We start from the raw sequence: 23,643 nt of genomic DNA, 5'->3' as shown, positions 1-23,643 counted from the left end.
GTTTTACGCTTGGGAGGCTAGATAGAAATAGAGCAATTATGGTTTTAGATTAAATTAATCTGTGTTACTACAAGCAGTTTTCTCGATCACAGTAGTAGAAGGGTTATTAAACTTGTCACGTAAGTACCATAATAAGCCTAATCCAGGCAGACAAGCGGCAAGAGATAACACAAAAAAAACTGGCCAACTGTAATAAGTAACAATAAGACCGGCTAAAGGGCCAACGAAAACTCGTCCTGCGCTTGCTAAAGCTGAAAATAAGGCGAATTGTGTAGCGGTATAACGGTGATTACATAAGCTCATCAATAAGGCGATAAAAGCAATACTCGCCATGGCATTACAAAAGCTATCTATAGAAATAGCAAAAACTAACCAATGGTAATTATGCCCTACGATAGCGAGTTGGAGTAAAGCTAAAATAGCCACCGCTTGTAAAATACCAAAATAGAGTAAGGCACGAAATAAACTAATACGTGCCATTAAGACACCGCCCGCCAGAAGGCCTAGCATGGCTGCAAAAAAACCTACACCTTTATTGACAAAAGCTACCGTACTTAAAGAAAAACCTAAGCCGCGAATGAGAAAGGGTGTAGTTAATGAAATGCTGAGTGCATCGCCAAATTTGTATAACACAATAAATAATAAGATCAGCCAGGCAGATTTTCTGCTTAAAAATTCTTTAAAAGGATCAATAATTGCTGCGCGTAGAGAGCTAGGGGGATGTTTTTCTTCTTCATCAACAGGTTCTTCACCAAACCATGCACCAAAAAGACCAATAGCTATTAAACCTGCCATCAGCAGATACGTATTACGCCAGCCAATATATTCAGCTAAAGCAAGTGCTGCTGCGCCAGAAACCAACATAGCCGCTCTATATCCCCAGCTATAGAGTGTGGTTCCTAAGCCTCGCTCGTTAGGTTTGAGAATATCTGTTCGATAGGCATCGATAGCAATATCCTGTGAAGCTGAAAGAAAAGCAACTAGAAAAGCAACTGTTATTAATAACGAAGCACTGGTTTGAGGGTTCGCTAGAGCCATGATAGAAATGGCTGCTATCAAAGCTAATTGGATAACGATGATCCAGCCTCGCCGTCGTCCTAATAGAGGAGGTATCCAACGATCAAGCAAGGGTGCCCAAAGAAATTTATAAATATAAGGTTGACCAATTAAACCTAAACTGCCAATAGCTAGCAAACTGGCACCGGTGACTGTAAACCAAGCTTGGAGTGTGCTCGAGGTTAATGCGAGTGGTAAGCCAGAGGAAAAACCTAGTAAAAAGGTAGAAAACAGATTGCGTTTACTGAGTTGATTCGGAGACATTTTTTTCCTAGTCAAAGAGAAGAAATTTAGCTTCTCTTATCTAAATCAGTATTAAATAATTTTATTGACATGCTAGTAATCAGCGTCAGCGATGATGCGTGGGCGGCCACCTGCGCCATATTGTACTAATACATGTTGTCCGCGATTAAAAGTTGGCATCGATGCTTGTACGACAGAAATTAAAGAATTATTTCTGAGTTTAACGACATATTCAACACCCGTTTGTGTTGAAAGCCCTTTTTGTATTTGGTTGCCCGCAAGACCACCTAATAGGGCGCCGCCGATACCGCTTGCTAAACTACCTCTTCCGCCACCTATTTCGGAACCTGCAATAGCACCTAGTGCACCACCTGCTATGCCTCCCACACCCAGTTCACTGTCTCCAGTTACCTTTACAACGCGACTGCTTCTCACTACGCCCCTAACAACGCGGTGGACTTGCCCGGCGCTAGTTGTGGTGTAAACGTTAGGCGATAGTGAAGATGCACAACCTGTTAAAAACGATAGGGCTAGGATAGATAGTAAGCAATGAATGTGAAACTTCATATGAACCCGTAGAGGTTGGATATTATTCTAGTGTAATGTTTAAGTAAATAGTTTGAATAGTCATTTAAACTTATTAAAAGCTGATATTATTAGATGTCACTCTGCCCGTCAATGTATATTTTAATCCCTTAAAACCAGCTTATTCTTGCCAATAATTAACAAATATCTTTGTGAGTTCGATTTAGCTATTTTATTATACTAATAACTCACGACTACGAATAGCTTTGCCTTCGAGGAGATAGTTTAGAGCAAGACGAAATAAACGTTTTGCATCTAATAAATGGGTGGGTGTATCCCATGATTCATGATGCATCGCTAAAAGAGAGGCGCCAGAAAAAATGGATTGTTTAGGTAGTGAGTTATTTAAGCAAACAACCAAACCTTGACTCGGAATAAATTGATAAGATTGATGGGGTAAAAGAGCTTGATTAGTTAAACTATCTTTATTCAAATATAAGGCATAACCCAACTCAGCTAATAATTTTTTTTCAAATAAACGTAAAGCAAGAGCGGGATTGTCAGGTAAGCTACACAGCGCTGTTTGATAAGCTTGGAATAACTGCGGATAAGGATCGTAGCGGTAAAGTAAACGGATTAATAGTTCATTGAGATAAAGACCGCATACTAAAAGCTTACCTGTTAAATGAGGAAGAAGAATAGGATTAGGTTCTGCATTGAGTAAATTCATGAGATCAGTTTTTCCGCGCCAAGAAAGTAGCAATGGCACAAAGGCTTGTAGTGATCCTTTGAAGCGTGATTTTTTCCCGCGTACTCCACGCGCGCCTTTTGCAATTAGGTTGATTCTGCCTTGCGAGACGGTGAATGCGTCTATTAATAAACTAGTGTCTCGATAAGGTCGGGTGTGTAAAATATAGGCAGCTTGCAGTGGGTCGGTGCTTAACATGGGACTAAAAGATAAAAATAATGAATAGACTCTATGTACTTGAATTTTTGTCTGTGTTGCGGCTCAATTTGCAATCCTCTAGCTTATAGACACAGATTGCTATAGGGTCTTGGTACTTGCCAAAACCCGTCTTGTATTTTTCTTACACAAAAAATAAACTTTAATCTTTTGTGTAAGAAAACTTCCACTTCTTATGGAAATCCAGTAATATTAGCCTATATAGGTGTTTTAACAGTGCGTTCATCAATATATAGGGATGACCACTTACTAAGCAATGCCAACAACCGAATCTAAAAAATAATCTTAGCTGAAAATGATCGTGACAACATTCTTTAAATTGATAATAGGAGCAACCCTTGGCTGAAATTATTGTTATTACATCGGGAAAGGGTGGTGTCGGTAAAACGACAAGTAGTGCTGCAATGGCGGCAGGCCTTGCATTTCGTGGATTTAAAACAGTCGTTATTGATTTTGATATTGGTTTGCGTAATCTCGATCTGATTATGGGCTGCGAGAGGCGTGTTGTTTTTGATTTTGTTAACGTGATTCGCGGTGAAGCAAATATTAAACAAGCCTTAATTAAAGATAAAAGACTTGAGAATCTTTATATTCTACCTGCCTCACAAACCCGTGACAAAGATGCCTTGACCAAAGAAGGCGTGGAAAAAATTTTAGAAGAACTCAAAAAAGATTTTGATTATATTCTTTGTGATTCACCCGCCGGAATAGAACGTGGCGCAACATTAGCAATGTATTTTGCTGATACCGCTATAATTGTCAGTAACCCGGAAATTTCCTCGGTCAGAGATTCTGATAGAATGCTAGGAATCTTAGATAGTAAATCTCGACGAGCTGAACTAGGTCTTGATCCGGTTAAACAACATTTACTGCTAACACGATATTCATTAACACGAGTAGAAAGAGGTGATATGCTCAGTGTGGATGATGTATTGGATATATTATCTATCCCTTTATTGAGTGTTATTCCAGAGTCGCAAGCAGTATTACGCGCTTCTAATGCAGGTGTTCCAGTGACGTTGAATGGAGAAAGCGATGCACATCAAGCTTATGCAGATGCTGTTTCTCGTTTATTAGGTGAAGAAATACCTTTTAAATTTACTAAACTAGAGAAGAAAGGTTTGTTACGTCGTCTCTTTGGTCGTGAGGAGATAGCAACATGAGCTTGTTAAATTATATTTTTAGAAATAAACCTAAAAATACGGCAACGCTTGCTAAAGAGCGTTTGCAAATTATTGTTTCTCATGAGCGTAGAACAGAGAATAACTCCGACTTTTTACCAAAATTACAACAGGAATTGATTGAAGTTATTGCTAAGTATGTTGATATCGATCAAGATCAAGTAAAAGTTGAACTGGAACGAACGGGAAACTGTTCAATATTAGAATTAAATATAACGCTACCTAATGCAGAAATAACAGTAGGCAGTGGCGCTTAGATATTTCCTTATTTATTTCACAGGAATTAAACGTTTTTCTCCGGGTTTTGATACGGCTACATACACTAGACTTGCTTCTGAAACCTTAATTTTTTTTGATGAACTCACACCCTCTTGGTAACGTTCTGCATAGACTTCCACCTCAATGGTGACTGAAGTTTTCCCTACGGCAGAAACTTTGGTATAAAAACTGGCAATATCATAGATAAACAAAGGCTGTAAGAATTTTAATTCCTTGACAGCAACAGTAACAACAGCTCCCTTTGCACGCTGTGCAGCGGCAATAGCTCCAGCAATATCGATTTGTGACATCAACCATCCTCCAAAAATATCGCCGGCTTTATTGGCATCATTAGGTCTAGTTTTTACACGTAAGGTAGGTTCTAGCAAATTAGTAGTCATCTCTATACTCGGTAGAATCAGGAGTTTAAGTATAGCAAAAAATTCTTAATTGGATTTTTTATATTAATATAGCTTTTCCATCTTTAAATAGCCCTCTGCGTTTTTCAAAGTTTTAATGATAAAATTAACAGCCTCATTTTTACTTCAAAACGTTTAAAAAATTATGACGATGGTACAAATATCACCGAAGAATTAGGTCACTCCGATGAAGAAACTATGGTTTCAGGATCGATTTAGCGAGTTACTGTTTAAACTAGAGGAAGATTTGGAAGAGTTAAAGAAGGAGGACGAAGAAGCTATTTTAGATCAAGAAACTAAAAAAGAGCATAATGAAAATTTAACAGAACCGAAAAAGAAAATAAAAAATCTGATGAAATTAGAAGATGAAGATAATGAAAAAGGGCTTTTCGGTTATCATTTTAAAGAATTGGAGAAATTTAAAAAAATTTCAACCCTCCCTTAAGTTCAAATTAAGCATATAAAATGGTTTTTTAGTACAGCGCTTTTTGTTTTAATGAATGAGATGCCAGAAAGTTTTGATATCAAACCCATCGAGATTTATAATTGTATGTTAGATCGCGTGCAAATCAAATCTAAACAAGATTTTCATAAACATTTCCAATCCATCGGCCATTCTAGCTTTATGGAATACTGATAATATGTAATGGTTACTTAATGTGACAGTAAGCACGACCGAATAAACGGGTAACTTTCACATTAAGTTTGAACCACTACACAGCTACTACCTACTTTATTTTCTTTTAAGTCTTTCGTTACTATATAAAAAAAACTATCTCTTTAAATTCTGATTGATAATTCCCTTCAAGATTACAAGAGGTAGTCTAGTTTTTTTTAAGTCCTCTCATCTTATGACCCAGCATGAGTAAAGTGAATCGAATTTTTATAAGCTTATAGATATTATTTTACTCTGTTCTTCAGTATTTGATGAAGTGAATGTTGTCACTGAATGAGGAAACAACGTAGATTTGAATGCTCCATCTAAAGTATGAATGGCTTCTTCTTCTTGCCAGCGCACTCCTATCTCCTCAGGAGTTCTATAAGGGATTAATGTTTGTATCGAAGGCGGAGCTTGTTCTAGTTGAATAGAAATAGGAACCTCATTATCGCTTTCGTTAATTGTTATGATTGTTAATTTTTCACTTTCAGCCTTAAAAGCAGAGACATAAAGCGTAGAAGCAAGCTGCGAACTATTCGTTGTAATACGACGATAGCCTTCTTTAACATATCTAGAATAATTACCCATAACATCGTAGACTTTGGTTAACTGATAGCTACCTATACCATCTGAAGAAATTAATGCTTGATTACTTTTACCTCCATACATTCCTAGCCAAAAAATATAGGCATTAACATTTTTTACCGCTAAAAATTTATGTAAATTAATTGCTGCTTGCAAACCTTCTTTCATACTAGGATCGAATTGAGGTGTGCCGCAAGATTCAGTAATCCAAGCAGATTGATACCCGGATGGTAATTGACCAACTGGATTCGTATCATAAACTACCTCTCCTTTTAAATTTGGTAATGAATAAGCATGACTCGCCAAGATATCAATATTTTTTTTATCTTTTATAAACCAAGAAACTAAATTGAGCATGATGCTATTGAATCCCCAATTAGCTGATTCGCCTACCATGACTTTTGTCTCTAAATTGCGTTGCTTAAAAATGGGTTTCATATGTTTTTTGACAAAGGAAGCGGTATCAGAAGGAAGCCAAAGACAAACGTCCCACGGAGAGATGATGTTTTCTGGCTCATTTTGGGGAGACATGGCAAAAATGGACAGTCCTGCTTCTTCATAGGCTTCAATATAATCAGCTAAAAAATTAGCAAATTCAGTATAATAGTTTTTAGATAATTTTTTGAAAACTGTTTTCATATAATAGGGCGGACTCCAAACACTAGGCACTATTTTTATATGAGGGTTTTGTTGTTTGGCATTTTTTAACACCCAAAGTTGGGATCGACGTTCTACTTCATCTTGATCAGGATTATCAAAATAAGGGTCATTGGGAGGGATATCTAAATTAGCTTGCATATCAAAATTTCTTTCGCCGGGTTTAGTTGAAAAATTTGGGTGAACTTCTGTTCTTACAATAGACAATTGCAAGTCCTGGAATAAAGCTTTCATGATATCCTCACGTTTTTCATCTCGAAAAAAAGGGATTTCACGCCCACCAAAGCAACCAAATCCTTCGATAGTTTGATGTGTTTCTAAGTAATCAATTTTTATAGTTTGTGTCATATAAAACCTCAATTTTATAAAAAATATTAGTTTATTATACTAATAACATAAAAAATTAACGCTTATATTATCTAGTACTTATTTTTCCATGCTTATGAGAAAACGCATTTTGATCAGAATTTTCATGCTAAGCTTTGGGGGCTGAACCCAGAGTTTTACATATTCTCATGTCGGCCTTTTTTCAAAATCAGGGGTGGTTCTGCTAGCCGAAGGTATTTAATTCCTTGAACTTGGCAAATGTATAGATTTTCGAGATCTTTAATGGGTATATACCCTTTATCTAACAGGGTGTGTGAAAATTTTGTAGATTCCAGGAGTTTCGCGCCAAGTATTTAAGCTTACGCCAAAATGAGTTTTAAATTTTTAGAGATAGAATTCGTTCTCGTTTTCTTACCGAACTGTATTAAGTAACCGTTATCTAACTTTAATCTCCCCTTTTTAGACTCAAAGCCAACTTCTGGTCGTGAGAAATGACCTATATCCTAATCGATTACTACGACGTTCAATTTTTCTATAAATTGTTGAACGATGAAAGCCTAATTGTTAGCTATTCTAGCTTTATTTATTCTTCCTTTAAAAGATGGTTTATTGCATTCCATCTTTTTTTCTTATTATTAATTTTTTGTTTATTAACGAATTAAAGATGTTTTTGCACTGCCAAAAGAACAATTTGCATCTGCTAAGTCATTAGTCAGTATTGGATTAGATTGCAACTGACCTCGATAAGAACATAAATCGATAACATAAAAGAATATTTTTTTTTGTATTCCGCTTAACTTTCTAATGCTATCAGTAAGGAAAACGGTATTTTCTATGTTATCTAAAACGTTATCCGAACAGTTATCTAATTTGCTATCTTTAATGTTATCTACATGTTTTATATGTGTTATCTGAATGTTATCTGTTTTGTTATCTATAGTTTTATTCGTTACCTGTTTGTTATCTGATATGTTATCTAAATTGTTATCTGTTACGTTACCTGAATCAATGGGGACAATTGCTTTCTTTACACATGTTGATAAAGTCCTTTTTTGCTGAAATATCAGTTTTAATAATATCCGGAGAATTATCGACTTTTTTCCTGTTTTAAGTGCAGCAAAAAAGAGAAAGAGCAGTGTTTTGGGTGAAAGTTTTTCTCCAGAGGTTAAGCGGATTCAATTATCTCCTTCGCCTTTGTCATTAGAAAGTCCTTTTAAATCTTAATAATATATAATCAAAAAATAGAATTAAATAGTTGATTGGGTTTGTTTTAGATAGTTAATAATATCAAGAGGAGAAGCGATACTTGCGCTTGCATTCCAACTATTCATATCTTCTTTATCGCTGATATATCCATAAAGTGCGATAAAGCTATACATGCCGGCCGCATTAGCGGCTTCAATATCACGCTTAGCATCACCCACATAGACACAATTTTCCGGAAGGCAAGCAATGCATTTGCAGGCATGTAATAAAGGCTGAGGATGAGGTTTACTATATTGAAGCGTATCTCCGGCAATAATACATTTAGCTTTACTAAGTAGTCGAAACTTCTTTATTAAATGCTTAGTTAAAAGAGTAGATTTATTAGTAACGATGCCCCATGGCCATTTTTCTTCTTGCAAGTAATTAATTAAATTTTCTACGCCTGGAAATAAATGAGTATGCACGCAAATATGTTGGTGGTAATAATCAAGAAATTGGGTGCGCAAAACAGGAAAAGTGGGATCTTTTACTGTGACCCGTAATCCTAGATTTAGTAAACCCGCTACTCCGGAAGATATAGCAGGTCGAACTTCATCTATGGATAAAGGTTTTACGTGTTGTGATTTTAAAATTTGATTGAGAGCAGCCGCTAAGTCAGCCGCAGTATCTAGTAAGGTTCCGTCGAGGTCAAAAAGTATTCCATTTATTTTTGCATGTTTTAATGTTGAATATGGCATGACTTAAGACCGTTTCCTAAAGGCAGCAAGATAATTGACTTGGATATCTTTTCCTAAGGCATAATGTTGGCTTAGGGGATTGTAGTGGATGCCTTGGAATTTTTGCAGGATCAAATTAGCTTGCCGTGCTGCCGTAGCTAACTCAGAGGGGCGGATAAATTTTCTATAATCATGTGTTCCTCGAGGTAAGAGTTTTAATAAATACTCCGCACCGATAATTGCGAATAAATAGGCACGTGGATTACGGTTTATAGTAGAAAAAAAAATACTAGCGCCTGGCTTAGCCAGGTTGCTACAGGCCTGTATGAGCGAGCAAGGGTCAGGAACATGTTCCAATAGTTCCATGCAGCATACGACATCAAAGGACTGGCTATGAGTTTTAGCGAATGATTCTGCATCAGTAAGGAAATATTTTATCGAGAGCTGATTTTCGATAGCATGCTTTTTTGCAACGGTTATAAGGTCATTACTTTTATCAATACCGGTGACTTGAGCGCCTATTTTAGCCATTGCTTCGGACAATATTCCTCCGCCACAACCGATATCGATTATTTTTTGACCTTGTAAAGCGTGTTGTGCGTGTATAAACTCTAAGCGTAGGGGGTTGATGGCATGTAAGGGTTTGCATAGGCCTTCAGCATCCCACCATTGCTCAGCCATAAGTGTAAATTTTCTGATTTCTGCTGAATCGCTATTAATAGCTGACATAAAAATTAGATTGTTTTCATTGGTTTTTTGCAAGGAGCGTATTACAATGAGCTAGTTTACTTGACCCCTCATAATGTGTCTATTGGTTATAAACAGGAGTGTAGGAATTTAGGATAGCTTGCCAACTTGTATGGGGAATTTGTTATCACTCAATCTTTATAGCTCAATATGAACAACCTTACTAACCGTGTTTATAAATCGATCATAGATAAGATTTTAAGATTTGCACTACAAAAAATTCCAAAAGAACAATCTCAGTTATTTACTGCTTTTGCCAAGCAATATTATACCCATACTGATTTAGAAACATTAAAAAGCCGCTCCGCAGAAAATTTAGGAGCAGCGCTTGCTGCCCATTGGGGTCTGGTTTACCGACGTTTGCCTGGCGAAGCAAAGATTCATATTTATAATCCTAGTCTTGAAAAAGAGGGTTGGGAAAGCAAGTATAGTATTGTTCAAATTGTTGCTGAAGATAAGCCTTTCTTAGTCGATTCCACTCGAATGGAGATCAATCGGCAAGGGTTTAATATTTTTTTCAATATTCATTTCGGTAATATAAAATTACGCCGTGATAAACAGGGAAAAGTAATAGAGGTTTTACCTTATGACGCAATAGCAGACAAACAAACTGAAGCCTTAATTTACTTAGAAATTGATAAAGAGGCGAATACTGAAACTCTCAATAAATTAGCTAAAAAACTGGAAAAGGTATTAGAACAGGTTAGTTTAGTTGTAAACGACTGGCCAGAAATGCGATCCAGAATGCAAAGTTGCTTGAAAGAACTAGAACAAAATTCCCCTCCTTATGATCCAGAAGATGTTGCGGAGTCTAAAGATTTTTTGGCTTGGTTGTTGAATGATCATTTTACTTTTTTAGGCAGTCGCGATTACGATTTGAGCAAAGATCATAAGACACTGCGCATGGTCAAAAAATCAGGTTTAGGTGTTTTAAGAGATGAAACCAGAAGCAAAGAAGAGAAACCTTTAACTGAATTACCGCCTGAAGCACGTCGTTTAGCTTTCTCCCCCCAAGTACTTGTTATTTCTAAAACTAATAGTAAATCCAGAGTGCATCGTTCTGTTTATGCTGATTATATTGGCGTTAAACGTTTTAATGAGCAGGGAGAATTAATTGGAGAAAGACGTTTTATTGGCCTTTATACTTCAACAGTTTATCATAGCGATCCACGCAGCATCCCATTAATACGACGTAAGATACAATTAATTTTACAAAATTCAAATCTACCTTTAAAAGGCCACGCTGGAAAAGCGTTATTAGATATTCTCTCTAGTTTACCGCGAGACGACTTATTCCAAGCTTCAGTCAAAGAGTTAACCCAACTCGCTTTAGGTATTTTACATATCCAAGAGCAAAGAACAGTCCATCTATTCGTTAGACAAGATAATTATCGACGCTTTATTTCTTGTTTAGTTTATTTGCCGAAAGAGCAATTAAATACTGAACTACAACGCCAGATGGAAAAAATCTTGGTGCGTGAATTCTCGGGTATTGAAATTGGCTTTTCGACATTATTTGGAGATTCTAATCTAGCACGTATCCATTTTTTAATTCGAACTGATCCCAAGAAAGATTTAATCTATGATGTTAAAAAAATTGAGGCGCAACTGACTGAAGTCGCCCGTTCTTGGAAAGAAGAATTGCGCCAAGCTTTGATTGAATATTACGGTGAACAAGAAGGCGCGCGCCTATTGCAAAAATATATGTATGCTTTTCCTAGCGGATATCGAGATACATTTTCCGCAAATATAGCCGTACATGATATTGAACAATTAGAAAGAATCTCTTCAGAACATCCTTTGGAAATGAATTTTTATCCATCGACGAATGAAAAGGGTGTTCCGTTAAGATTTAAATTATTTCAGGCAGGCAAGCCCATCATTTTGTCTGATGCCTTGCCAGTGCTAGAAAATATGGGGCTATGCGTTATGGACGAATGGCCACAAGAAATTACCTTACCGGATGGGCATCGTATTTGGATTAATGATTTCGGTGTAAAACCCGTCCATATTGACGACGTAGATGTTTCACAGGTAAAAGAAATTTTTCAAGAAGCGTTTAGCAAGATATGGTCTGGCGAAGTCGAAAATGATGGCTTTAATCGCTTAATATTGGCTGGCCAATTAACTTGGCGTGAAGTTTCTATATTAAGAGCTTATACGAAATATCTTCGTCAAATCGGTGTGCCATTTAGTCAAGCTTATGTTGAGACGGTGGTATCGCGAAATGCAGGTATTGCTAAAATTTTAATTAAATTATTTAAATATTATTTTGATCCGAGTCGACAAGATGAATCCGGAAGTGTAACGGCTAGTCTAGAAAAAAGTTTACAGTCCGCATTGGATGCAGTCGTTAGCCTAGATGAAGATCGCATTTTGCGAAACTTATTTGAAGTCGTTCGAGCTACTTTGCGAACTAATTATTATCAAACCGATCATCAAAATAAACCTAAACCTTGGCTAGCACTTAAGTTAAATCCTAGTCAAATTATGGATTTACCATTGCCAAGACCAATGTATGAAATTTTTGTGTATTCTCCTCGTGTTGAGGCGGTTCATTTAAGGGCTGCGAAGGTGGCCCGTGGCGGCATTCGTTGGTCGGATCGAAGAGAAGATTTTCGTACAGAAATATTAGGTTTAATGAAAGCTCAGCAGGTAAAAAATGCAGTGATAGTTCCTGCAGGTGCCAAAGGGGGCTTTGTTTGTAAACAATTACCAGAAAATACGGATCGTGAAGCAGTGATGAACGAAGTAATACGCTGTTATCAAACTTTTATGCGAGGTTTATTGGATTTAACCGATAATTTACAAAATAATGTTGTCATACATCCTAAAGATGTGGTGCGATACGATGAAGAAGATCCTTATTTAGTCGTTGCTGCGGATAAAGGCACGGCAAGTTTTTCAGATATTGCTAATGCCATCGCGGCGGAATATAACTTTTGGTTAGGAGATGCATTTGCTTCGGGTGGTAGCGTTGGTTATGACCATAAAAAAATGGGGATTACCGCTCGAGGGGCATGGGAGTCTGTTAGAAGGCATTGTAGAGCATTAGGTTTAAATCCTGATAAAGATGATTTTACCGTTGTGGGCATTGGTGATATGTCAGGTGATGTTTTTGGTAATGGGATGCTGCTCTCTCATCATATTAAGCTTGTCGCAGCATTTAATCACATACATATATTTATCGATCCTAATCCAGATTCGGAAAAAAGTTTTCAAGAGCGAAAACGTTTATTTAATTTACCGCGCTCTACTTGGAAAGATTATAGCGCCAGTTTAATTTCTAAAGGTGGTGGGGTTTTTCTACGCTCCCAGAAATCTATTGTATTGTCTAGTGAAATTAAGAAACTATTAGATATCAATCAAGATTCTATTGCACCAGACGGATTAATTCGTACCATATTAAAAGCCAATGTAGATTTATTATGGAATGGAGGTATTGGTACTTACGTTAAGGCATCCAGTGAAAGAAATGCAGATGTCGGTGATAGAACTAACGATAATTTACGTATTGATGCCAAAGAATTACGCTGTCGTATTGTTGCGGAAGGAGGTAATCTGGGTTTAACACAATTAGGTCGTGTTGAGTATGCTTTGAATGGCGGATTAATTTATACCGACTTTATTGATAATTCGGCGGGTGTAGATTGTTCGGATCATGAGGTTAATTGTAAGATTTTGTTGAACGCAGTGGTGGCTGCGGGTGAAATGACTTTTGATCAGCGTAATTCGTTATTAGCAGAAATGACCGATGAGATTGCTAAACTCGTTCTTTACGATAACTATTGTCAAACACGTACCATTAGTTTAGCGGCGATGCATGCCCAGCAAGAATTAGAATTTCATCGCCGTTATATCCAAGAATTAGAGCGGCACGGTAAATTAGATCGTTCTTTAGAATTTCTACCCGATGAGAAGGCTTTATTGGAAAGGAAAGCATTGGGTAAAGGATTAACGAGTCCCGAAATTGCAGTATTACTTGCCTATACCAAAATGTGGGTAAAAGCGGAATTACTGGAAATGCATTCTTTAGAAGAAGATTATTTAAAACGTGTTTTGGAGTCTGCATTTCCAAAACTCTTGCGCGGTCGTTTTTCTAAATTTATGCAGCAACATAGTTTACGTCGCGAAATTATCGCAACCAAGATTAGTAATGCCATGGTAAATGATATGGGCATTACCTTTGTGTTTCGTTTAAAAACAGAAATTGGTGCAGATATTGCCTCTATTGCACGCGCATATGCTGTTGCACACCATGTGTTCGGTTTCTCTGAGTTGCTTGGGTTAGCAGAAAATCTAAGTGATGATGTTACACCGGCCACTCGTTACGCAATTATGCGTCAGTTTAATCGCTTAATAAGACGTGCAACACGATGGTTTATCTATAATTATAAAGATCAATTAACCGATATTTTAGGGATGGTCGATCGATTTAGGCAATCGATAGTTACACTGAGTAAAAATTTACCCAATTTACTTGTTGGAGAAGAACGAGAGTACTGGGAAAGAAATATTCAGGGATTTATCGAAGCCGGTATATCGGAAGATATAGCTAAGCGTATTGCTAATGTGGATCATGAATATGCTTTGTTAGACATTATTGATGCGGCGCAGAAAAATAATTTGGCCTTGCAAGATGTAGCGGGGCTGTATTTCATGGTGGGTGAAAGATTTGGATTTACTTGGTTGCGATCCCAGATTATGAAGATAATAATTGAAACTTTATGGGATAATTTAGCGAGAGTGATCTTATTGAATGATCTCGATACACAACAACGGCATTTGACGGTTGTTATTTTACACTGTGTTATTGATAAACAGGTTAATAATGAAATCTGCTTGGAACAATGGGAGACAGACAATCAAGGTTTTATTAAGCGCTGGGAGCAATTCTTAGCTGACTTACGTAGTACAGGTGAATTGAAATTAATGATGTTTTCAGTGGTTATTCGAGAATTGGTCAGTATGGTTGACGCCTCTAATGTCTCTAAAGTAATAAACTAGATTAGCTAATTGGTTACTTAAATATTTTTTTTCCCAACTATTTTTTAATTAAAAAATTATTATCCATTCTAAATATAAATATCAAAAATTTAAATTAAATAATAAAATTTAATAATTATTCTAAATTCAATTTCTGAAAAACTTTTTATTTTAAAATACTTTTCATATGTTTAAAATGGTAATATAATTTACCTTGTGTGAATTCTTACAACAAAAATGGAATAAAAAATGTTAATTCTTTCTACATTTAATTCGGATTCTCTTCAATCTCCTCTTCAAACTTTATTTGAAAAATTTACTTCTGAGTCTATAACTATAAAATATAGTAATAAAAATTTAATGGGAGATCTTTTAAGTTTAAATTCAAATCTAGAAAAATCCTATGCTATTTTATTGAGATTATTTGATTTTATAGAAGCAGAATCGTTTATCGACGAGACTAAACTAACAGAGCATTTAGATATTATTCTAGCGCAAATTACTAAACTCAAGCACGAGAAAGGTTCCCCTTTCATAGTTTTTTTATGTCCAAGTCAACCCAACTCACAATTAGAAAGTATAGAAAAATTATTCTTAGAAAAATTAAATAAAAATAAAATTCATACATTGACCATAGCTGATGTTGAAGAAAAATATGGAATAATTAAATTTGATAACCCTACGGGAGATGACACACACACTCCTTATAATCCTAAATTTTATAGAGCTATAGCCTGCTTATTGGCAAGAAAATTTCATGCAATTAAACAAAAACCTTGTAAAGTTATTGTGGTTGATTGTGATAATACTTTATGGACAGGGGCTGCAGTTGACGATGATGATGCTAAAAAAAATATAGTATTTGAAGAGTATAATATTTTATTACAGAAATATTTAGTTAAACAACAAGAAAAAGGAATCATTATTTGTTTGTGCAGTAGAAATGCTAAAGAAAAAACGGTTTTAGATGTTTTTAAACAACGCCAAGCAGACATGTTTTTAAAAATAGATCATATTACCGCATATAAAATAAATGAGGAACTTAAATCTAAAAATATTAAAGAGCTTGCAGTAGATTTAAATCTTTTTCCCGATGCTTTTCGTTTTATCGATGATAATCCCACAGAAATTTACGACGTAAGCCAAATTCCAGGTGTTCTATGTATTACTATGCCGCGAAATTTGGAAGAATATAAAAATCATTGGGCTTTTGATATAGATGAGCATGCCGAAATAACTGAAACAGACAAAAAACGAACTGACCTCTATAAACAAACTGAAATTAAAGCAGCGTTAGCGACAAGATTTTGCGATCCTGTGGAATTTTTAAGATCTCCGGAGCTAGGTCAAACTATCATTATTAATAAAATTAATTCTATTGACACTGAAGATGATAAGAAGGTCATTGTAAGAGTGAATGAATTATCTGGGAGAACGAATCAATTTAATTTATTCCCTGAATCTAAAGCCAAAGAAATTAATGAAATAAACTCGATAGTAAAAAATGATGAAAGAGAAATTTTTATTGGCAGTATCAAGGATAAATTCTCTACAACTGAAGATATTACGGCTATAGCAATAAGTAGTTTAGACCGAAATAGTTTAACTATTAATAGTTTTTTTGTTAGCTGCAGAGTCTTTCGTAGAGGGATGGAATATGAGATGTTGAAGTACATAGCTCAATTTTCTCAAGAAAGGGGTTTAAACAGTATCAAGCTTAATTTTAAAAAATCTGAAAAAAATAAGCCAGTTAGTAGTTTTTTAAATATTTTAAGCGAGCAAACCGATAAAGATCCAATTTTCAGATATTTATGTAATAAAGTAGAGAATTATACTTGGATACATAATAGTCTTAAATTTTTATTTAAAAAATTAAATATTTGTTTGGATTTTAATTCACTCGAATTACATGAAGAGTTTACTTTAACATTGCCTACTCTCAAGGTAATAGAATTAGATATAGATTCTTTGATTCATGCATCCTTAAATCTCTCTCCAGGATTAGAAAAAGAACAACAAAATAAAAAAATTACCTTCAATAGCAACGAAGTCAGTGAAAATTATTTATTAGAATTAAAAGAAATGACAACTTTTTTGCTGTTAAATGACTTTTATATAGATAACAACACGGAAATGCTTTTTTTATCTAAATTAGAGAATTTAGAGAATAAAGTAATACAAATATGCAATCATTATTTAGGTAAAGCAGGACAAGATAAATCTTTAGTTGCGCGTGGTTTGGATTCGCTTAAGGCTACAGAATTACGTTACTATTTGTATAAAAATGAAGGGATAAATATTACTATTCCGATATTGTTATGTGAAAAAACAACTGCTTTTAGCTTAATTGAATATATCGAAGAACAAAAAATATCCCTTGAAGTAATAGAACAAAATGATAATTTTTATAATCGGATTTTACCTGTTTCTTTTCAACAGCAAAGAATTTGGTTCGCTGAACAGCAAGAATCAACTGATAATAGCGCCAATTGTCATATGACAGCGTGTTATAAAATAAATAAAAAAAATTTAGATATTCAACGATTAGAAAGAGCTTGCCAGAAACTCATAGAGATGTACGATATATTTGGGGCCTCTTTTTCTTATCGAGAGGGTAGATTAACACAATCAATTTTACCACCTGAAGCGAGACATTTAAGCTTCCACATTAAAAAGCTAAAATTGGAGATCTCCTTAGAAGAAGCTATACAGCTTGAAATTAGTCAACCTTGGAGTATGGAGAGTAAAGATCCACTGATACGTTTTGTTATTTTTGAAGCGACTAAAAATTATTATATTTTTATTCATGTGCATCACGCGATTTTTGATGCCGTTTCGCTTAAAAATTCTCTAGATACTTTATCCAAAATATATCGGGATAGTATAATTTCTAATTCTTTCAAGTTAACGGATTATCCCCCTCAATATATAGAATTTATTTACCATCAGCAGAAAAAATTTGAAGATGAAACTTATCAAGCGAGGGCATTAACCTTTTGGAAAAATACTTTAGCAAAAATAGAAACAGTAACCACATTACCCACTGATCAATCTTTATCGACATTCAAACCAGCGACTGAACAAGCAGCTGAACGATATACATTTTCTTTAACGCTCGAAGATTTATTAGCCTTAAAAGATTTAGCTCAATCAACGGGTGTTACGTGTTTTAGTGTGGTTAATGCTTTGTTTAGCCTCTTAATTGCTTCTTATACTTATCAAAAAAATATTACATTGATAACAGCTACGAACGGGAGAGGCGAACACCCCTCTTTCGATAAAATGATTGGTTTTTTTATCAATCTAGTAATTCAGCAATTTGATTTAGAAGAAAACCTATATTTTGATAAGTATCTTAAACAGAACAATAAAAAATTCTTAGTGAGTCAAGAATTTCAAGACATTCCTTTTGGTAAAATACAGGAAATTTTATTAAAGCAAGGGATTAAAGATATCTTATTAAGTCCCGCATTTATTTATCAAAGTTATTCTATTCCGGAGTTAAAACTGAATGGAGAAATAGCAGAATTAGAATTACCTAAGCAACCCATAATTTTTGATATGAGAAAGACATGCCGCTTTGGTCATTTCACGCTTTTTGCTCAGGAAAATCAGCAGGAATTAAATTTTGTCATTGAATATGCTAATGACTTGTTTAGTCTATCTTTTATAGAAGGTTTTGCTAAGAATTTTATACATACAATTAGGAGCGTTTGTAATGATCCTAATCAAAGATTGCAAGAAATATCGGTGGTTTGTGATGAAGAACGAACCCAATTAATTAGATTGGGCAGAGGTCCGAAACTTGATTTTGCTAAAAATGATAATCTAGTAAGCAAATTTCAGCAAATTGTTGAAAAATATTCTGAGAATAATGCACTTTATTATAATGAAATCAGGCTTAGTTATCGTGAAGTTGATAATCAATCGACACACTTGAAGCATGTTTTAAGTACAAAAGGAGTAAAGCAAGGCAGTTTTGTAGGGATTTTCTTAGAAACCAATCACTTATTTTTTATCGCAGAGTTAGCGATATTAAAAATAGGCGCTGTTTTTATTCCCCTTTCTAAACACGATCCCTATGATCGCCTAAAATCAATTATTGCAAATGCAGGAATTGTTTTTTTCATCTTGGATATTACTGAAGATTTATTTAAAAAAAATGTTCAAATAGATAATTTAATTTGTATTAATATTAATGAGCGTACTTCAGAGCATAGTTTACTTCATAACTCACCTGCACTGACCACTACGATGGAAGATAATGCCTGTATACTTTATACATCGGGATCTACTGGCACTCCAAAAGGAGTAATACTATCCCAAAAAGCTTTATTTCGTGTGATAAAAACACTGTGTTATATGGTAGAGCCGGGTGATAATATTGCTCAAACAGCGAATCAGGTCTTTGACGCGGCACAACTTGAATTCTTACTGGCATTTTTAAATGGCGCTAGCTTGGTTATCATTGATAAAAATATTTTGCTTAGTGAAAATCTATTTACAAAGGAATTATCAGATAAAAATATTAATGTAATATGGTTAACAGCCGGGTTATTTAATCTCTATGCTCTTAAATCCCCTGAAATATTCAAAAAGGTAAAATATTTAATGAGTGGTGGGGATGTTGTGGATAAAAAAGCAGTTGAGCAAGTTTTGTGCTTCAATCCAAATTTGCAATTTATGAACGGTTATGGCCCTACAGAAACAGGTATTTTCGCATTAACTTATATGGTAAATAGAGAAAATTTAAGCGAATTTTCTACGGTGCCTATCGGCAATCCAACTATTGCTGGTACGCAAATCTTAATTTTGAATAGGTTTAATGGGTTAGCACCATTGGGCGCAATAGGTCAGTTGGGTATTTCAGGAGAAGGTTTGGGAGCCTATCATAATAATGAAACCTTACAAAAAAAATGTAATTTGCCTTATCCTAAAAACTCAATTAATGATGCATTCTTGGAGGGAGAAAAGTTTGTTACTCTGTATATGTCAGGAGATAAAGTTCAGTTTAAAAATAATAATATATTATTTTTAGGTAGGATAAATGATGAACAGATAAAAATCCGAGGCAATTTAGTATCCATGGCTGAAATTAAAGATGCCCTTGAAAAACATCCTGCTATAAAACAGGCTGAAATAATATATAAGAAAATAAACGATAAAAATAAAGTTCTAGTTGTTTTCTATACAAAAAATGAAGGAGATATAAACCCAAATAAACAGGAGTTACTTCAGTTTTTAAACACTAAATTATCAACAGCAATGATTCCAGTTTATTATGAAAAAATAAAGAAATTTCAACTGACAGCCAATGGAAAACTAGATAGAAGGGCTTTATCTCAGTTGCCTTTAACTATCAACGAAGAAAGTGATAGCGATAAAGAAAATATGTCGGAAAAATCAAAGAAAATTCAGAAAAAATTATTATCGATATTTAAGATGATATTACCTTTTTCTCCAACTTTGGATAGTGATTTTTTTGATATAGGTGGGAATTCTATAGAAGCTATTCAGTTATTAGCTAAAATTGAAGAAGTTTTCGGTAAAAAAATTTCTTTTAATATGTTACGACAAAATTCTAGTATACGATCGTTATCTCATGCTTTAGAGCATGCTGACTATTCAGAAAATGATTTGCTATCCCTTTTATATAAAGGAAGCGATGAAAAACTTCCCCCTATTATTTTTATACACCCTGCAGGGGGTGGTTTATTTTGTTTCAACAAATTGATAGATGCTTTGAAGAAAACTCAATTGCCTAATTATTGTTATGGTATAGAAGACCCAGTCATACTTGATCGGCAGGTTAAAAACTTAAGTATTCCGGAAATGGCAAAAAATTATCTTAAATACATTGGTGAAAAAATTAAAGGACCTTTTATTATAGCGGGTTATTCTTTCGGAGGAATGATTGCTTTAGCAATGGCATCTCAATTAGAAAAGCTTAATCAAAATTGTTTGGGTGTTATTTTGCTAGATACCTGGGTTGTATCGTGTGCAAGCAAAAAACTTCAAACTGCTTTGTTGGTGCCTGTTTTAGAATATTGTAATGAGGTCATAAAAAATGTAAGTGCTAATCCTAAAGTTAAGAATGTAGAAAATTTAATTCAACCTATGATAAAGCAATGTGAATATTATCAAGATATTGGTTTTAAATTTAGACCCGATAAACTCTCTTTAACTCCTATAAGGTTATTCAAAGCAACGGATTTGGATAAGTTTAGGGATATGGAAAAAGAAACCGAATCTAATTTTTTAAAAGATTTTGTCGGTGAAAAATTTGAAGTAAAGCCGGTTGAGGGTAATCATTTTAATCTGCTTGAGGAGAGAGCCGGATTAGCTACATTAGCTATGCAGATTGTGGAGTTTGTTGAAAAAATCTCTCGATCAACTTATAACGCTAATATCAGAAGTTTACCTTTCTTTTCAATTAGCAAACGGGATGTTAACCTAATAAATAGTATCACGAAACCTCTTAGTCTTAGCAATTAAAACAATATGCTTTCTAAACTTTTTGGAACATAATAATGAATTTTCAACTTATCTTAGATGTATTACCTTTTTCGGTTTACTGGTTAGATAGTAAAAAAAAGTTTTTTAGAGGAGGTAATCAACATTTTCTGGCATCATTAAAAATAAATTCTTTATCAGAAGTAATAGGTAAACCAGTATCTGGTTTTTTTTTGAGTGATTATCTAAGGATAGTGAATGATTTACTTAATAAAAGTATTAAAAATAAAGATAAGAGTTTTTCTGCTGTTTACTACAAATTAATTAATGATCAGGAGGAGCCTACGTTAATTCAATGTACTTCGGTTATGTCAAAAAAAGGATCGATTACTATCTTCAGTGAAACTTATCCAAGATTAAATGATTTTAATCAATATTTATGGGAGGAAAATGAAAAATTAACTGTTTATTTAAATAATATCATTGAAAATGTACCTGCAAGTATCTATTGGAAAGATATCAATAGCGTTATTTTGGGTGGGAGTAAACTACATAGCGAATTAACTGGATTTACTAATACGAGAGCTGTTATCGGTAAGACAGACTTTGATTTCCCTTGGAAAGATCAAGCAGAAAGGATACAAGAAAACGATCGTTTTGTAATGCAAAATAATCAAATGGTGAGTTTTGAAGAAAGGGCTAGATTATCCGATGATAGGATGCATGTTTTTTTGACTCAAAAATCACCGTTAAAAGGAAAATTTGATAAAACAATAGGAGTCCTAGGAGTCTCGATTGATATCACAGAGCTTAAAAATACACAGAAAAAATTGCAAAAATCGAAATTATTAGCCGATGCGGCCAATCAAGCTAAAACTGAGTTTCTTGCTAATATGAGCCACGATATTCGCACCCCTTTAACAGGAATCATCGGTTTATCGCAATTACTTCAGCAACGTTTAACAATATTGGAAAATAAAGATGATTTACGTTTGATGTACAAAGCCAGTAAGCAGTTATTAAGTTTACTTAGCAATGTACTTGATGTTGCTTCTCTAGAAAACGTTAACGAAGCTCAGCTTAAGATCGAGAGTTTTTCTTTACAAGCTTTAGCAGTATCTTTGCAAAATCTATTATTGCCATCAGTAAAAACTAAAGGACTCACCTTGCAGATAAATTTGGATGTTTCTACCAAAGAAAATATAGCGAGTGATCAAAATAAATTGGAACGTATTTTACTCAATTTAGCGACTAACGCGATTAAATTTACCGAACAAGGGAAAGTGGTTGTAACTATCAAAGAATTAGTATTATTACCACAGCAATCAGATGGGGTATATATTGAGTTTACTATCAGTGATACAGGTATAGGCATTCCCGCTAATAAATTGACGTCCGTATTTGATCCTTTTTTTCGAATAACACCTAGTTTTGAAAAAACAGATCAAACGGGTTATGGCGTTGGTCTTTATATTGTAAAAAAATTCATTAACCTGTTAGGTGGCGAGATACAAGTAAAAAGTGAAGTGGGTGTGGGAACAAGCTTCACTTTTACCTTATTTATGAATTTAGCGAAAAAAAATAAGCTTTTAAAATTTAAAAATAAGAATTCTGAGCCTTTTGTCTTTTTAGAAACATATAAATTAGCCGAAACAAAAAAAAATATAGCAGCGCAAGCACAAACCAAAAAAAAAGTAATAAAAAAAAATATTTTATTGATAGAAGATGATCTTTTAACGATTAAATTTTCTCAAGAACTGCTTACTCAAGCGGGATATAACCTAACGGTGGTATCGACTATGCAAGAAGCATTAGCTTTTGCAAAAAACCATACGTTTGATTTAATTATTGCTGATTTGGGCTTGCCTGGTCTTAGTGGTAGTGAAATTGCTGTTTTATACCGTTATTGGGAACGTATTAATCAAAAACCGATGACCCCAATTGTTACCTTAACCGCTCATGGAGAAGGTAAATTTAAGGAAGAATGTTTAGCGGCAGGTATCAATGAAGTATGGTTAAAACCCTTGACTAAAGAAAAAATAAAAAAATTAGATAAGTATTTCCAAGATAAAAAAATTAATGTCATTGAATTTAATCCTATGCCCAAACAGTCAAAACCAATTAAACATGAGTATAATGTAGAAGAAAATAATTTAATCATAGAGAAGGCTAATTTACTCGACATTATTAATTCATACCCTATCTATGATAAGAGCATTAGTCTTAAAAATCTGAGCGGCAATGTTGATCTGTTCAATGAAATTATAGAGATGTTTAAACAATCTATTCCGGATCATATCCAAGAACTTGAAAAGATCTATCAATTAAAGAATTGGGAAACTATCGAAAACATAGTGCATAAAATAAAAGGCGGGGCATGCTATGCAGGGGCAATCAGATTAAATCATCTATGTAAAAATTTTCTACGTTGCTATTTAACTGGCCAGTCACAACAGTTAGATACACTCTATGCTTATCTAGTTATTAGCTTAAAGGAAACCTATCAAGCACTCGACGCATAAGAATTAGCCTCTAAAAAGAAAAAATAACTTTTTTCTTGCAATTCCCCAATATATTTCTTAATAAGCTTTCTTTTCATATTAACTATGGCAAAATACAAAGTGGTTGCGGTTCTTTTGTCACAGCAAAAAGTTTTTTGTAA

14 protein-coding genes are annotated in these 23,643 nt (G+C 34.4%); 7 read left to right on the top strand and 7 right to left on the bottom strand.

What is annotated here, in order from left to right; genetic code table 11:
• Window positions 1–54: 54 nt before the first annotated feature.
• The 3 genes from ACICP9_RS05170 to recO form a co-directional block, all read right to left on the bottom strand.
• On the bottom strand, window positions 55–1,320 hold the full coding sequence (locus ACICP9_RS05170) for an AmpG family muropeptide MFS transporter (protein WP_395497310.1): 1,266 nt from the start codon (window positions 1,318–1,320) through the stop codon (window positions 55–57).
• Window positions 1,321–1,392: 72 nt separating this feature from the next.
• Complete coding sequence (locus ACICP9_RS05165; protein WP_395497308.1) at window positions 1,393–1,734, bottom strand: glycine zipper 2TM domain-containing protein; 342 nt, start codon at window positions 1,732–1,734, stop codon at window positions 1,393–1,395.
• A gap of 325 nt (window positions 1,735–2,059) precedes the next feature.
• Window positions 2,060–2,770, bottom strand: coding sequence for a DNA repair protein RecO (gene recO, locus ACICP9_RS05160; RefSeq protein ID WP_395497306.1), 711 nt, complete (start codon window positions 2,768–2,770; stop codon window positions 2,060–2,062).
• 356 nt (window positions 2,771–3,126) lie between these two features.
• Between recO and minD the strand changes: the two genes are divergently transcribed.
• Window positions 3,127–3,951: a septum site-determining protein MinD gene (gene minD, locus ACICP9_RS05155; RefSeq protein WP_395497304.1), complete on the top strand. Its 825-nt coding sequence runs from the start codon at window positions 3,127–3,129 to the stop codon at window positions 3,949–3,951.
• Complete coding sequence (minE, locus tag ACICP9_RS05150; RefSeq protein ID WP_071662631.1) at window positions 3,948–4,226, top strand: cell division topological specificity factor MinE; 279 nt, start codon at window positions 3,948–3,950, stop codon at window positions 4,224–4,226. Before minD ends, minE begins: the two co-directional genes overlap by 4 nt.
• Before the next feature lie 12 nt (window positions 4,227–4,238).
• Here the strand turns inward: minE and ACICP9_RS05145 are convergent, their stop codons facing one another.
• On the bottom strand, window positions 4,239–4,628 hold the full coding sequence (locus tag ACICP9_RS05145; protein ID WP_395497302.1) for an acyl-CoA thioesterase: 390 nt from the start codon (window positions 4,626–4,628) through the stop codon (window positions 4,239–4,241).
• Between the two features lie 265 nt (window positions 4,629–4,893).
• On the opposite strand from ACICP9_RS05145, the gene ACICP9_RS05140 reads away from it, so the two are divergent.
• Together ACICP9_RS05140 and ACICP9_RS05135 are read left to right on the top strand one after the other, a co-directional pair.
• Window positions 4,894–5,091, top strand: a complete 198-nt coding sequence (locus tag ACICP9_RS05140) for a hypothetical protein (RefSeq protein ID WP_395497300.1) — start codon at window positions 4,894–4,896, stop codon at window positions 5,089–5,091.
• Window positions 5,092–5,151: 60 nt separating this feature from the next.
• The gene (locus ACICP9_RS05135; RefSeq protein ID WP_395497298.1) at window positions 5,152–5,283 is read left to right on the top strand and encodes a hypothetical protein; all 132 of its coding nucleotides are present in this window, start codon (window positions 5,152–5,154) and stop codon (window positions 5,281–5,283) included.
• Between the two features lie 246 nt (window positions 5,284–5,529).
• On the opposite strand, the gene ACICP9_RS05130 is transcribed toward ACICP9_RS05135, so the two are convergent.
• From ACICP9_RS05130 to ubiG, 3 genes are all read right to left on the bottom strand, one after another.
• Entirely contained in the window at window positions 5,530–6,894 is a 1,365-nt protein-coding gene (locus ACICP9_RS05130) for a glycoside hydrolase family 30 beta sandwich domain-containing protein (RefSeq protein WP_395497296.1), read from the bottom strand.
• 1,226 nt (window positions 6,895–8,120) lie between these two features.
• Complete coding sequence (locus ACICP9_RS05125; protein ID WP_395497294.1) at window positions 8,121–8,816, bottom strand: HAD-IA family hydrolase; 696 nt, start codon at window positions 8,814–8,816, stop codon at window positions 8,121–8,123.
• Between the two features lie 3 nt (window positions 8,817–8,819).
• Window positions 8,820–9,524, bottom strand: coding sequence for a bifunctional 2-polyprenyl-6-hydroxyphenol methylase/3-demethylubiquinol 3-O-methyltransferase UbiG (gene ubiG, locus ACICP9_RS05120; RefSeq protein ID WP_395497293.1), 705 nt, complete (start codon window positions 9,522–9,524; stop codon window positions 8,820–8,822).
• Window positions 9,525–9,692: 168 nt separating this feature from the next.
• Between ubiG and ACICP9_RS05115 the strand changes: the two genes are divergently transcribed.
• The 3 genes from ACICP9_RS05115 to ACICP9_RS05105 all read left to right on the top strand — a co-directional run bounded on the left by ACICP9_RS05115 (window position 9,693) and on the right by ACICP9_RS05105 (window position 23,503).
• Window positions 9,693–14,549 carry an NAD-glutamate dehydrogenase gene (locus ACICP9_RS05115; protein WP_395497291.1) on the top strand — a complete coding sequence of 1,619 codons (4,857 nt, stop codon included), beginning with the start codon at window positions 9,693–9,695 and terminating at the stop codon, window positions 14,547–14,549.
• 228 nt (window positions 14,550–14,777) lie between these two features.
• Window positions 14,778–21,023, top strand: a complete 6,246-nt coding sequence (locus ACICP9_RS05110; RefSeq protein ID WP_395497289.1) for an HAD-IIIC family phosphatase — start codon at window positions 14,778–14,780, stop codon at window positions 21,021–21,023.
• 35 nt (window positions 21,024–21,058) lie between these two features.
• The gene (locus tag ACICP9_RS05105; protein WP_395497287.1) at window positions 21,059–23,503 is read left to right on the top strand and encodes an ATP-binding protein; all 2,445 of its coding nucleotides are present in this window, start codon (window positions 21,059–21,061) and stop codon (window positions 23,501–23,503) included.
• The last annotated feature ends 140 nt before the right edge of the window (window positions 23,504–23,643 follow it).

It is taken from the genome of Rickettsiella endosymbiont of Litargus connexus (assembly GCF_964277335.1).
GTDB lineage: Bacteria > Pseudomonadota > Gammaproteobacteria > Diplorickettsiales > Diplorickettsiaceae > Aquirickettsiella > Aquirickettsiella isopodorum.
This window is presented reverse-complemented; position numbering and strand designations above follow the sequence as displayed.